The sequence below is a fragment of the Nocardia otitidiscaviarum genome (assembly GCF_007362295.1).
GTDB lineage: Bacteria > Actinomycetota > Actinomycetes > Mycobacteriales > Mycobacteriaceae > Nocardia > Nocardia otitidiscaviarum.
The window spans coordinates 3,867,877-3,880,644 of the sequence record NZ_CP041695.1; the positions used below are offsets into that span (position 1 = coordinate 3,867,877).

Below are 12,768 nucleotides of genomic sequence, written 5' to 3' on the forward strand. Positions count from 1 at the left end.
ATTCGCCATCCGCCGCGAAAGCCCCGTCCACCGCGCCGCCCGGCGTTAGAGTCCGATCATGAGGCGTACGCGGAACTGGAGCGGCGCGGCCGCCGCCCTGTTGCTCCTGCTCGGATTGGTCACGGCCTGTACGACCGGCCCGGAGAACGAGGCCGACGGCACCTGTGTGACGAGTGCCAACGGCACCCCGCTGACCGCCCGCGCCGCACCCGGCACGACCACCACGAATCTGAGCACCAATCCCGAGATCGCCTCCGGCTATCGCACCGGGATGACGCCGGTGCGCACGGCGACGTTCTCCGTCTCCACCGCCAATCCGCTCGCCACCGACGCGGCCTGCCGGGTGCTGCGTGACGGCGGCACCGCGGCCGACGCCCTGATCGCGGCGCAGACCGTGCTGGGGCTGGTGGAACCGCAGGCGTCGGGGATCGGCGGCGGGGCGTTCCTGCTCTACTACGACGCCGCCACCGGGACCGTGGACGCCTACGACGGGCGTGAGACCGCGCCCGCGGCGGCCACCGAGAACTATCTGCGGTGGATCAGCGACACCGATCGCACCGAACCGCAGCCGTCCACCCGCGCCAGCGGGCGTTCCATCGGTACCCCGGGCGTGCTGCGCATGTTGGAGCTCGCCCACCGCGAGCACGGCAAACAGTCGTGGCGGGAGCTGTTCGATCCCGCCATCGCCCTGGCCGATCAGGGCTTCGCCATCAGCCCCCGGTTGGCGGGCCAGATCGCGGAGTCGGCGGACGATCTGGCCCGCGACGAGAATGCCCGCGCATATTTCCTGCAGCCCGACGGCAGCCCCAAACCCGCGGGCACCAACCTCACCAATCCCGCGATGTCCAAGACGCTCAACGCGATTGCCGCCGACGGCGCGGAAGCGTTCTACACCGGTGCCATCGCCGCCGATATCGTCGACGCGGTGGCCTCGACCGACGGCGGCCGCACCCCGGGTCTGATGTCGCTGGCGGATCTGGCCGGATATCAGCCGAAGAAGCGCACCGTCCTGTGCACGCCCTATCGCGAGCACATCGTGTGCGGTTTCCCCAATCCGTCCTCGGGCGGCATCACCGTGGCCGCCACCCTGGGCATCCTGTCGAATTTCGAACTGCCCGCCCTGCGGCCCGACCAGCTCGACGGCGGGAATGCCGCGCTCGACGGCGGCAAGCCGAAAGCCGAAGCGGTGCACCTGATCTCCGAGGCCGAACGGCTCGCCTACGCCGACCGGAACAAGTACATCGCGGATTCGGATTTCGTGCCGCTGCCCGGCAACACCCCGCAGACCCTGGTGAATCCGGACTATCTGCGGCAGCGGGCCGGTCTCATCGATCCGGGCCGCAGCATGGGCACCGCGCAGCCCGGCGATTTCGGACCGGTCCCGCTCGGCACCGGCCCCCAGCCGCCCGAGCACGGCACCAGCCACATCTCCGTCATCGACAGCTACGGCAATGCCGCGTCCATGACCACCACGGTCGAATCCGCTTTCGGCTCTTTCCATCTCGTCGACGGCTTCATCCTCAACAACCAGCTCACCGACTTCGCCGCCGACCCGCTCGGCGAGGACGGTCTCCCGGTGGCCAACGGCATCGACGCCGGGAAGCGCCCCCGCAGCTCCATGGCCCCCACCCTGGTCTTCGACCGCGCCGCCGACGGCGAGCGCGGACGGCTCACCCACGTCACCGGCTCTCCCGGCGGCTCCCTCATCATCCAGTTCGTGGTGAAAACCCTGGTGGCCATGCTGGATTGGGGCCTGGATCCGCAGCAGGCCGTCTCGGCGGTCGATTTCGGCGCGGGCAACACTCCCACCACCAATGTCGGCGGCGAGCATCCGGCCGTCGACGCCGACGGCGACAACGACCCGCTCGTCCAACGCCTGCGCGAACTCGGCCACACCGTCTCGGTGGCACCGCAGACCAGCGGCCTGTCCGCGCTGACCCGCGACGGCGACGGCTGGATCGGCGGCGCCGACCCCCGCCGCGAGGGCGCGGTCATGGGCGACAACCGCTGACCCGGTCGCGGCACACCGGTCACGCCGTCACCCGCGCTCGGGCGCAATCGATGGCGGCCGTGGTGGTGTCGAAGATCCGTTCATCGGCGGGCAGCGCCCCCACCGCCGCCAGCCGACGCCGGTGATCGGGGCGCAGCCCCGACAGCAGTACGGTGATGCCGCGATGCTCGAGCTTCCCGACGGCATCGGCGAGCACCAGCGCGCCGGTGCTGTCCAGCGAGGTCAGATGCGCCATCCGGAGCACCACCACCTGGACGTCGGCGACCTCGGCCAGTTCCAGCAGGAAGCGGTGCGCGGTCGCGAAGAACAGCGGCCCCTCCAGGCGGTAGGCGACGATGTGGTCGTGCAGCAGCGCGTGCTCCTCCGCGAGGTGGTCGGAGTCGTCCAGCGGCACCTGCGACAGCCGGGCCTCGCGGGCGATCGACCGCAGTGCCAGTATCGCGGCGATACCGACGCCGACCGCCACGGCGGTGATCAGATCGAGTGCGACCGTCACCGCGAAGGTGGCCGCCATGATGACCGCGTCGCCGCGCGAGGCGCGGGCGATCGCGGCCAGCGAGGCGGTCTCCACCATGCGCACGGTGGTGGCCAGCAGCACTCCGGCCAAGGCCGCCACCGGAATTCGCTCCACCAGCGGCGCGGCGGCGTACACGATGCCCGCCAGGATGAGGGCGTGGGTGAGCGCGGCCAGCCGGGTCCGCGCCCCGGAGCGCACGTTCACCGCCGTCCGGGCGATGGCCCCGGTGGCCGGGACGCCGCCGAACAGCGGGGCCGCGATATTGGCGAGCCCCTGCCCGAGCAGTTCGCGATCCGGATCGTGCCGGGTGCCGACCGCCATGGCGTCGGCGGCCGTCGCCGACAGCAGCGATTCCAGCGCCGCGAGCGCGGCGACCGCCAAGGCGGGCGCGAGCAGTGCGCCGAGCCGATCCGGATCGACGAATTCGAGCGTGGGAGCGGGCAACCCGGTGGGCAGCGCACCGATGCGGACGATGTCCAGGTGCGTCCACTCGGCTACCAGCGTCGCCGCGCCGACCGCGGCCAGCGCGAACGGCAGCTTGGGTAGATACCGGCCGCCCAACAGGATCACCGCCGCGACCACCACCGCCGTCACCGGCGCGGCCGCCACCGGATGCGCGGCGTACGCGCGCACCGCCGCGACGGCGACCTGCCACACCCGCTCACCGTCGAGTTCGCCGACGCCGAGTGCGGAGGGCACCTGCTGCAATGCGATCACCACCGCGATTCCGGCGGTGAAGCCCTCGATCACCGGTGCCGGGACGAAGCGCACCGCCCGGCCGACCCCGGCCGCGGCCATGGCGACCAACAGCAGGCCCGCCAGCAGGCCGACCATGAGAACGCCCGACGCGCCGTGCTGGTGCGCGATGGGCACCAGCACGACGGTCATGGCCCCGGTGGGACCCGATACCTGGAAGCGGGAGCCGCCGAACACCGCGGCGAGTGCGCCCGCGATGACCGCGGTGGCCAGCCCCGCCGCCGCGCCGAGTCCGGAGCTGATCCCGAAACCCAGCGCCAACGGCAATGCCACCAGCGCGACGATCAATCCCGCCAGCAGGTCCGCACCGGGAGCTTTCACGGCCGGAGCCCAATCCGATCGGACCGGGAGCAGCGACCGCACGGTCAGTTCACCGTGGCGTCGTCGCCGCGATAGTCGGCCAGGCGCAGCTTCAGCGCCGCGAGCTGTGCACGCAACGGCTCGGGCAGCCGGTTGCCGCCGATAGTCGCGTACCACTCGTCGATCAGCCGTAGCTCGGCCACCCACTCCCGCTTGTCGACGGCCAGCGCGGCGGGCACCCGGTCGCGGTGCACCGCGTCGAGGCCGTCCAGGTTCAGCGCGTCGGCGGTGGGCACGTAGCCGATGGGCGTGGTCACCGCCTCGGCGGTGCCGTCGAGACGTTCCAGCGCCCACTGCAACACCCGCACGTTGTCGCCGAACCCCGGCCAGAGGAAGGCTCCTTCGTCGCTGCGCCGGAACCAGTTGACCTGGAAGATCTTCGGCAGCCGCGCCCCCTCCCGCTGCGCCAGCGACAGCCAGTGCGCGAAGTAGTCGCCCACGTGGTAGCCGAGGAACGGCAGCATGGCCATGGGGTCGCGGCGCACCACGCCGATGGCGCCGGTGGCCGCCGCGGTGGTCTCCGACGACAGCACCGAGGCGAGGAAGACCCCGTGCGTCCAGTCGAACGATTCGGTCACCAGCGGCACGGTGCTCGCGCGCCGCCCGCCGAAGAAGATGGCCGAGATGGGCACCCCCGCCGGATCGTCCCACTCGGGTGCCACCGTGGGGCACTGTTCGATCGGCGTGCAGTAGCGCGAATTGGGATGGGCCGCCGGGGTTTCGCTCTCCGGGGTCCAGTCCCGCCCGCGCCAGTCGACGAGATGGGCGGGCGGCTCGTCGGTCATGCCCTCCCACCACACCTCCCCGTCGTCGGTGCGCGCCACATTGGTGAAGATGGTGTTGCCGCGCGCGATGGTGGCCATGGCGTTGGGGTTGGTGCGCGCGCCGGTTCCCGGTGCGACACCGAAGAATCCGGCCTCGGGATTCACCGCGTACAGCCGACCGTCGGCCCCGAACCGGAGCCACGCGATGTCGTCGCCGACGGTTTCGGCCCGCCAGCCCGGCAGCGCGGGTTCCAGCATGGCGAGGTTGGTCTTGCCGCAGGAGGACGGGAAGGCCGCCGCGATGTAGTGCGTCTTCCCCTGCGGCGAGGTGAGTTTGAGGATGAGCATGTGTTCGGCGAGCCAGCCCTCGTCGCGACCCAGGACCGAGGCGATGCGCAGCGCGAAGCATTTCTTGCCCAGCAGGGCGTTGCCGCCGTAGCCGGAGCCGTAGCTCCAGATGGTGCGCGTCTCCGGGAAGTGCGCGATGTATTTGGTCCGGTCGCACGGCCACGGCACATCCGGCTCCCCGGCGGCCAGCGGAGCGCCGACCGAGTGCAGACATTTCACGAAGTCCCGGGTGTCGGTGAGCCGCTCCCAGACCGGCGTGCCGGAGCGGGTCATGATGCGCATGGAGACCGCGACGTAGGCCGAATCGGTGATCTGCACACCGTATTTCGGCTCGGCGGCGTCGAGCGGCCCCATGCAGAAGGCGATCACGTACAGGGTCCGTCCGGCCATCGCGCCCCGGTAGTGCTCGGTCATGACGGTGCGCATATCCACCGGGTCCATCCAGTTGTTGGTGGGACCGGCATCGGATTCGCGCTCGGAGCAGATGAAGGTGCGATCCTCCACGCGGGCGACGTCCTCGGGGTCGGAGGCGCACCAGAAGGAGTTGGGGGTGGCCGGCAGCGGTACGAAGGTGCCGCGCCGCACCAGTTCGGCGGTGAGCCGATCCCATTCCGCCGCGGAGCCGTCACACCAGACCACGTGATCGGGCGCGGTGAGCGCGACGACCTCGCCCACCCAGTCGAGGATGCCGCGGTGCGTGGTCGGCGCGGCCGACACGAAGGCGGGTAAGACGGTCAACGGGATCTCCTTCGAATGTGACTAGGTAGATAGTTGCGAAACTATGCAATCAGTGGACACGGGAGTGCGCATCGGGACGACCGGGACAGCGACTAGGCGGGTGGCTCGAGCAGTTCGGCTTGACCCGCCACCACACCGGTCAGGATGGCCCTGGCGGTAGCGAGGAGTTGGGCGACCTCGGGCGAGGTCAGGGAGTAGGTGACCGACAGGCCCTCGCGTCGGGCGGTGACCAGACCGGCCCGGCGCAGGATCGACAACTGCTGGGAGAGGTTGGCGGGTTCCACCCCGACCTCGGGCAGCATTTCGGAGACCGCGTGTTCACGCTCGCTGAGCAGTTCGAGCACGCGGATGCGCACGGGGTGACCGAGCGTTTTGAAGAAGTCCGCTTTCATCTGGTACAGCGGCCTTTTCAGTCCTGGCACTTCCGAACCAATCCTTCCGCTGGTGGCGGTATCGGCGCGGACGACCGACCTGCTGCTTGCAGAGTTTAGCAAACAGCTGAAGCAGCGGATCAGGCGGGTGGCGCGGCCGAGTACTTCGCCCCCAGCTCCCGGAAGCGATCCATGGCCGCGACCGCGCGCTCGCCGTCATTGGCGCGGATGGCGAGAATCGGCACGTAGTCGTCGTCGACCAGCTCCAGGCGCGGCCACGCCTTCTTGTCCGGGAACGACACCCCGCGAATGTCCTGCCACCGGAATTCGCTGTCGCCCACGATATTGCGCACCACCACTCCGCGCGCTCCGACGCGCAGCCGCGGCCGGGTCAACAGCAGCACGCCGCCGCCGAGCAGCAGTCCGATGGCCACGACGGCGACCTGGTCCACCACCCGGAAGTTCACGCCGGTGGAGCCGTTGCGCAGAAAGACGCCCGCGACGCCGAATACGACGACCAGGACGGCCGCCACGATCCGCGCGTTGCGGGTCGACCGGCGGGGCCGCACCTCGAGATCCCACTCGGAGTCGGCAGCGGCAGGGGCGGCGATGTCGGATGTCGTGGGCACGGGTGCCGACTCCTCGGAGCTCGTCTCGGATCGCGGTGACACGGAGCCGGATTCGGATTCGGATGGTGCGGCACCGGGTCCCGCCGACGCGGCGTCCGCAGGTGACGTGGCACCGGACCCCGCCGACGCGGCGTCAGGTGCGGGCGGCGCGGCGTCAGGTGCGGACGACGCGGCGTCAGGTGCGGGCGGCGCGGTTTCAGGCCCTGGCGACTCCGTGTCGGGCGCGGAACCATCGGTCGCCGCCTCGGACCCGCGTCGCGACGCGGCCGCCGGTTCGCCTGTCGCGGAACGATCCTCGCGCTCGGGTCGGCGCGGCGGCTCCTCGCCGCCCCGCCGCCAGATCCGTACGACAGGCATCGGACTAGACGGTCTGGCGCAGGGCGCGCAGGGTGAGCGCGGCGTCGAGGGCCGCGGCCGCGGCCTGTTCGCCCTTGTTCTCGCTGGCCCCGGGCAGCCCCGCCCGGTCGAGGGCCTGCTGTTCGGTGTTCACCGTGAGCACGCCATTGGTGACCGGGGTGCTCTCGTCCAGCGACACCCGGGTCAGCCCGGCGGTCACCGCATCGCACACGTACTCGAAATGCGGTGTCTCCCCACGGATCACGACACCGAGCGCGACCACCGCGTCATGGGAGCGGGCCAGCGCCTGCGCCACCACCGGCAGTTCCATCGCGCCCGCGCAGCGCACCACGGTGATCTCGGCGGTCCCGGCCTCGCGCGCGGTCCGTTCCGCGTTGGCGACCAGGGCGTCGCAGATCTCGGTGTGCCAGCGCGACGCGACGATGGCCAGCTTCAGGTCCTTGGCGTCCGAGAGTTCGAACGTCGGAACCCCGCCTCCACTCAACGGTTCTCCACCTCTTCTCGTCGAAGCTTCTTGTCGAAGCCGCTGTATCGAAAGGTCGCGCCTACTGCGCGGTTTCGCCGAGATCCAGATCGTCCAGGCCGATCAGGTCGTGGCCCATGCGGTCGCGCTTGGTGCGCAGGTACCGCAGATTGTGCTGATTCGCGCGCACCGGCATGGCCACCCGCTCGGTGATGGACAGACCGTACCCCTCCAGCCCGGCGCGCTTGGTCGGATTGTTGGTCAGCAGTCGCATGGAGCTGATGCCGAGGTCGGCGAGGATCTGCGCGCCGGTGCCGTAGTCGCGGGCGTCGGCGGGTAGGCCCTGGTCCAGATTGGCGTCGACGGTGTCGAGCTGCTTCTCGTCCTGGATCTGGTACGCCTGCAGCTTGTGCATGAGTCCGATGCCGCGGCCCTCGTGCCCGCGCATGTACAGCACCACGCCGCGGCCCTCCTCGGCCACGATCCCGAGGGCGGCATGGAGCTGCGGACCGCAGTCGCAGCGCAGCGAGCCGAACACGTCGCCGGTGAGGCATTCGGAGTGCACGCGCACCAGCACGTCCTCGCCCAGCCCGTTCGGGCCCGGGATATCGCCCATGACCAGCGCGACGTGTTCGGTGTTGTCGTATTCGCTCTTGTACCCGATGGCGCGGAAGTCACCGAACTCGGTCGGAATGCGGGCCTCGGCCACGCGCTCCACATGCTTCTCGTGGCGGCGCCGCCAGGCGATCATGTCGGCGATGGAGATGAGCGCGAGGTCGTGCTCGTCGGCGAAGATGCGCAGTTCCTCGGTACGGGCCATATCGCCCTCGTTCTTCTGCGAGACGATCTCGCAGATCACGCCGGCGGGGCCCAGTCCGGCCATGCGCGCCAGATCCACGGCGGCCTCGGTGTGGCCGGGGCGGCGCAGTACGCCACCGTCCTTCGCGCGCAGGGGGACCACGTGTCCGGGGCGGGTGAGGTCCTCGGCCCTGGCCTGCGGATCGGCCAGCACCCGCATGGTGGTGGCGCGGTCGGCGGCCGAGATGCCGGTGCTGATGCCCTCGCGCGCGTCCACCGACACGGTGTAGGCGGTGCCGTGCTTGTCCTGGTTGACCGCGTACATGGGCGGCAGACCCAGGCGGTCGCAGTCCTCGCCGGTGAGGGGGACGCAGATGTAACCGGAGGTGTAGCGGATCATGAAGGCCACGAGTTCGGGGGTGGCCTTCTCCGCGGCGAAAATGAGGTCGCCCTCGTTCTCCCGGCCCTCGTCGTCGACGACGACGACCGCCTTACCGGCGGCGATATCGGCGACTGCGCGCTCGATGGTGTCGAACCTGGTCACGTCTGCTGTGCTCCATCTCGAATTAGGTGCCTCATTACAGTAAGGCAGCGGCTGTGTCCGATTTGCGCCGCCTCTCGATCGGCGGCACGCCGCGCTCAGCCGCGCGCGACGAGACGTTCGACGTACTTGGCGATGATGTCGACCTCGAGGTTCACCGTGGTGCCGACGGGGGCGGTGCCGAGGGTGGTGAGTTCGCGGGTGGTCGGGATCAGCGAGACTTCGAACCAGTCGGTATTGCCATCGGCGGCGGGGGCGGCGGCGACACCGAGGGCCGACACCGTCAGCGAGATACCGTCCACGGTGATGGAACCCTTCTCCACCACGTAGCGAGCCAGGCTGTCGGGCAGCGAGAGTCGCACCACCTCCCAGTTCTCCTGGGGGTCGCGGGAGACGACGGTGCCGGTGCCGTCCACATGGCCCTGCACGATATGTCCGCCCAGGCGGCTGTCCACCGCGGCGGCCCGCTCCAGGTTCACCCGCGAGCCCACGGTCAGACCGCCGATACTGGACCGGTTCAGCGTCTCCCCCATGACGTCCACGGTGAAGGTGTCACCCTCGACGACCTTGTCGACGACCGTGAGACAGACACCGTTGACCGCGATCGAATCGCCGTGCCCGGCATCGGAGGTCACCACCGGACCGCGCACCGTGATGCGGGAGGCGTCGCCGCGCTCCTCGACGGCCACGATCTCGCCGAGTTCCTCGACGATGCCTGTGAACATGCCCTTCACTCTCCTCTGGCCCGATGCCCGCGTGCCGGGTCATCCGCTTGCGCCAACAGCCCGGGCCACCGGGGGATTCCCGGCGGTGGGATGTACCCACTCAGGGTAACGACGCGGAGTCGTAGTCGACACGCGGCCTTGTTCACAGGAGCGTTCGATACCGAAGGTCAGCGATATGACGCGAAATCCGACTGATCGAGATCGAATTGTCCGAATTACCCAGGCTTTTCCAATTGAAATGCCAGGATTTCCCGTCTTCTCGAATTATCAACCACAAGGCAAACGGAAATTTCTACCCAGTTCGCAACTCGCTTACACCAAAATCTTGCGGAGAACGGAAAATGGACGCAAGATTGTTATGTAGCTGATCCCCAGACTAGACCGAAGGAAGGTTGGACCCCGAGCGGGTCGGATCCAGGTGGACAACAACACATTTGGGAGTGCGGCGTGACCACGTTTCTCGATTCGACACTCGAAGCCCGCTGCGTTCGTTACCGCCGCGAGTTTCACCTGCCGTCATCGATCGATCCCACGTCACGACACATCCTGCTCGAAATAGGCAATCGGTACGGGGCCGTCACCATGCCCGCCGAACTCGGCGAGCGCGTCCAGCGGCGACTGGAACAGGCGGAACTCGCCGGCCCCGTCGTACACCACCCCCGCGCCCGACGCTGGACCTTCATCACCGGTCCCGCCCGGCCGGAATCGATCACCCCCGCGGTATCGGCGACGCTGTTCCGCATGTACGCCACCGTCGCGTGCACGGGCGCACAGGTCGTCCTCCCGTCCGCCGACGACGAACGGACGGGATATCGCACCTGGGTGCGAGCGCCCGGGACCGCGCGCACGGTCCCGCCGCTGGAATCGGTGCTCGAGGCGCTGCTCGGGCGCTGACCCGGTATCGCTATTCGGCCGACGCCTCGACCGCGACGACTTTCTGCCGCAGTTTCTCGACGGTCTCGGCCGGATCGGCGGTGCCGTACACCGCCGACCCCGCGACGAAACAATCCACACCCGCCTCGGCGGCCTGTTCGATGGTGTCCATATTGATGCCGCCGTCGATCTCCACCACCAGACGCAGTTCGCCCGCGTCCACCAGATCACGGACGACGCGCGCCTTGTCCAAGACGTGCGGAATGAACGACTGGCCGCCGAAACCCGGTTCGACACTCATCACGAGCAGCGTGTCGAATTCCTTCAGCACCTCGAGGTAGGGCTCGATCGGGGTGTTCGGCTTCACCGACAGTCCCGCCTTGGCCCCCGCCGCGCGGATATCGCGCGCCACCGCGACCGGATTGTCGGTGGTCTCGGCGTGGAAGGTGACGTTGTAGGCGCCGGCCTCCGCGTACCCCGGGGCCCACCGCTCCGGATTCTCGATCATGAGGTGGCAGTCCACCGGAATGTCGGTCACCTTCAGAATGCTCTGCACCACCGGCAGACCCAGGGTCAGATTGGGCACGAAGTGGTTGTCCATCACATCGACATGCACCCAGTCCGAGCCTTCGATGGCCTTCAGCTCGGCGGCGAGATTCGCGAAATCGGCGGACAGGATGGAGGGGGCGATCATCGGCGTGGGCCGATGGAAGGAAGTGGAGGAGGTGCACACAGGGCGCAGTCTATCGGCCCGGCCCCGACCGCCCCGGCACGCCCGAACAGGGCATTGCGCTGATTGCCGCGCGACGGAATGGGTAGCCTAGTGCAGGTGATCAATATTTCGGCGGAACAAGGGCTGCGCGCGACCCCGGTCGAGATCGGCGTCGCCGCATCGGTCTCCCAGTTGCCCATCGTGCGCGGACTCGCCGAAACACTGGTGCTGCTCAGTGATTTCACCCTGGACGAGGTCGCCGACATCCGGCTGGCCGTGGACGAGGCGGCCTCCACTCTCATCGCGCTCGCCAAACCCGACTCCACCCTGCGCTGCCGGTTCACCGTCGGCGACACCGATCTGGTGGTGGCGGTCGACGGCGTGGCGGAGAAGCAGGGTATGCCGGACGAGAGCGGCTTCGGCTGGCATGTGCTGCGCACCCTGTCGGACTCGGTGACCGCGACGCAGGGCGAGTTCGATCCGGCGCTCGCCGGATACCCGACCACCGTGGAGTTCCGGCGGGTCCGGGGGAAGGCGTAGTGGTCGGCGAGGACACCGTGTTCGAATCCCAGGAATCTCCGCAGCCCGAGCCCACCGAGGAGCGGGTGGGCGACGGCAGCGAGAACAGCGACAGCACCGAGAACGAGGAAACCGCCGAGGATCTCGATGCCGGCGAGGCGGAGGAGGTCGCGCGCAGCGTCTCCGGCTACGACGACGTCTCGGCGCTGTTCGAGGCGATGGCGGCGGCACCCGAGAAGTCCACGCGGCGCGCCGACCTGCGGGCCGAACTCATCAACCGCTGCATCCCGCTGGCCGACCACATCGCCCGCAAATTCAGCGGCCGCGGTGAACCGTTCGACGATCTCACCCAGGTGGCGCGGGTCGGCCTGGTGCACGCGGTGGACCGGTTCGACATCACCCGCGGCTCCAACTTCCTGTCCTTCGCCGTGCCGACCATCATGGGCGAGGTGCGTCGCTATTTCCGCGACAACACCTGGGCCATGCGGGTTCCGCGCCGGATCAAGGAAACCCATCTGCGCATCGGCTCCGCCATCGACGCCCTCTCCCAGCAGCTGGGCCGCTCCCCCACGGCCAAGGAGATCGCCGCCGAACTCGGGATCGACGCCGATGAGGTGACCCAGGCCGTGATCGCCGGAAACGCCTACCAGCCCAGCTCCATCGACGCCGTCTCGGTGGGCCGCGACACCGAGGCGTCCTTGCTCGACACCCTGGGTGAGGAGGAGTCGCAGTTCGACCGGGTCGAGGAGTACGTCGCCATCCGGCCGCTGCTCGCGGGCCTGCCCGAACGCGAGCGCCGCATTCTCACCATGCGGTTCTTCGAATCCATGACCCAGACCCAGATCGCGCAGCAGATGGGCATCTCGCAGATGCACGTCTCCCGCATCCTCGCCAAAACGCTTGCCCGCCTGCGGGAGCAGTCGGCACGGGAATGACGGTCCGGGTCGGCGATCAGCGGATCACAGCTCGGCCGTGACGAATCCCGGGCCGACGCGGGCGCATTCGGCGACGCGGGTGCCGTCCGGAGCCCAGATCGCGCTGCCGCCGCAGGCATCGTAGGCACCGGCGGGGCCGAGATGATTGGCCAGCACGACGTGCAGGCCGTTCCGCTCGGCCAGTGCGGGCATGATCGCGGCGCGCTCCCGCTGGCCCGGGCCGCTGCCGTAGAGGGAGCTGGCGAGCAGGGCGTGGCAGCGCTCGGCCAGTTCCGGGAAGCAGGCGTCATAGCAGATCGCGATTCCGAAAGCGGTGTCGCCCAGCCTGAATCGGCCGTCGACGATGCTGGG

At 69.3% G+C, this 12,768-nt stretch carries 13 protein-coding genes; 4 read left to right on the forward strand and 9 right to left on the reverse strand.

Going from position 1 to position 12,768, the window contains the following annotated elements; all coding sequences use genetic code 11:
* Positions 1-58 precede the first annotated feature (58 nt).
* Complete coding sequence (locus FOH10_RS17090) at positions 59-2,011, forward strand: gamma-glutamyltransferase family protein (RefSeq protein WP_143981488.1); 1,953 nt, start codon at positions 59-61, stop codon at positions 2,009-2,011.
* Positions 2,012-2,030: 19 nt separating this feature from the next.
* Here the strand turns inward: FOH10_RS17090 and FOH10_RS17095 are convergent, their stop codons facing one another.
* The 7 genes from FOH10_RS17095 to FOH10_RS17125 form a co-directional block, all read right to left on the reverse strand.
* A complete protein-coding gene (locus FOH10_RS17095) occupies positions 2,031-3,761 on the reverse strand; it encodes a SulP family inorganic anion transporter (RefSeq protein WP_425326087.1) in 1,731 nt (576 codons plus the stop codon).
* On the reverse strand, positions 3,650-5,494 hold the full coding sequence (locus FOH10_RS17100; protein WP_244961248.1) for a phosphoenolpyruvate carboxykinase (GTP): 1,845 nt from the start codon (positions 5,492-5,494) through the stop codon (positions 3,650-3,652). The genes FOH10_RS17095 and FOH10_RS17100 overlap by 112 nt, the downstream gene beginning before the upstream one ends.
* 92 nt (positions 5,495-5,586) lie before the next feature.
* A complete protein-coding gene (locus tag FOH10_RS17105; RefSeq protein WP_029924481.1) occupies positions 5,587-5,886 on the reverse strand; it encodes an ArsR/SmtB family transcription factor in 300 nt (99 codons plus the stop codon).
* A gap of 119 nt (positions 5,887-6,005) precedes the next feature.
* On the reverse strand, positions 6,006-6,494 hold the full coding sequence (locus tag FOH10_RS35715; RefSeq protein WP_244961249.1) for a PH domain-containing protein: 489 nt from the start codon (positions 6,492-6,494) through the stop codon (positions 6,006-6,008).
* A gap of 361 nt (positions 6,495-6,855) precedes the next feature.
* Positions 6,856-7,335 (reverse strand): 6,7-dimethyl-8-ribityllumazine synthase, encoded by a 480-nt coding sequence (gene ribH, locus FOH10_RS17115; protein ID WP_143981492.1) that lies wholly within the window; start codon positions 7,333-7,335, stop codon positions 6,856-6,858.
* Positions 7,336-7,396: 61 nt separating this feature from the next.
* Positions 7,397-8,656: a bifunctional 3,4-dihydroxy-2-butanone-4-phosphate synthase/GTP cyclohydrolase II gene (locus tag FOH10_RS17120; RefSeq protein WP_143981493.1), complete on the reverse strand. Its 1,260-nt coding sequence runs from the start codon at positions 8,654-8,656 to the stop codon at positions 7,397-7,399.
* 95 nt (positions 8,657-8,751) lie between these two features.
* Complete coding sequence (locus FOH10_RS17125; protein WP_143981494.1) at positions 8,752-9,378, reverse strand: riboflavin synthase; 627 nt, start codon at positions 9,376-9,378, stop codon at positions 8,752-8,754.
* A 447-nt stretch (positions 9,379-9,825) separates the two neighbouring features.
* On the opposite strand from FOH10_RS17125, the gene FOH10_RS17130 reads away from it, so the two are divergent.
* On the forward strand, positions 9,826-10,272 hold the full coding sequence (locus tag FOH10_RS17130) for a hypothetical protein (protein ID WP_029924471.1): 447 nt from the start codon (positions 9,826-9,828) through the stop codon (positions 10,270-10,272).
* 10 nt (positions 10,273-10,282) lie between these two features.
* Here FOH10_RS17130 and rpe read toward each other — a convergent pair whose 3' ends face one another.
* Complete coding sequence (gene rpe / locus FOH10_RS17135; protein ID WP_029924469.1) at positions 10,283-10,945, reverse strand: ribulose-phosphate 3-epimerase; 663 nt, start codon at positions 10,943-10,945, stop codon at positions 10,283-10,285.
* 135 nt (positions 10,946-11,080) lie between these two features.
* On the opposite strand from rpe, the gene FOH10_RS17140 reads away from it, so the two are divergent.
* Entirely contained in the window at positions 11,081-11,503 is a 423-nt protein-coding gene (locus FOH10_RS17140; RefSeq protein ID WP_143981495.1) for an ATP-binding protein, read from the forward strand.
* The gene (locus tag FOH10_RS17145) at positions 11,503-12,417 is read left to right on the forward strand and encodes a SigB/SigF/SigG family RNA polymerase sigma factor (RefSeq protein WP_280525727.1); all 915 of its coding nucleotides are present in this window, start codon (positions 11,503-11,505) and stop codon (positions 12,415-12,417) included. The genes FOH10_RS17140 and FOH10_RS17145 overlap by 1 nt, the downstream gene beginning before the upstream one ends.
* Before the next feature lie 24 nt (positions 12,418-12,441).
* On the opposite strand, the gene FOH10_RS17150 is transcribed toward FOH10_RS17145, so the two are convergent.
* Positions 12,442-12,762, reverse strand: a complete 321-nt coding sequence (locus FOH10_RS17150) for a carbon-nitrogen hydrolase family protein (RefSeq protein WP_143981496.1) — start codon at positions 12,760-12,762, stop codon at positions 12,442-12,444.
* Positions 12,763-12,768 lie beyond the last annotated feature (6 nt).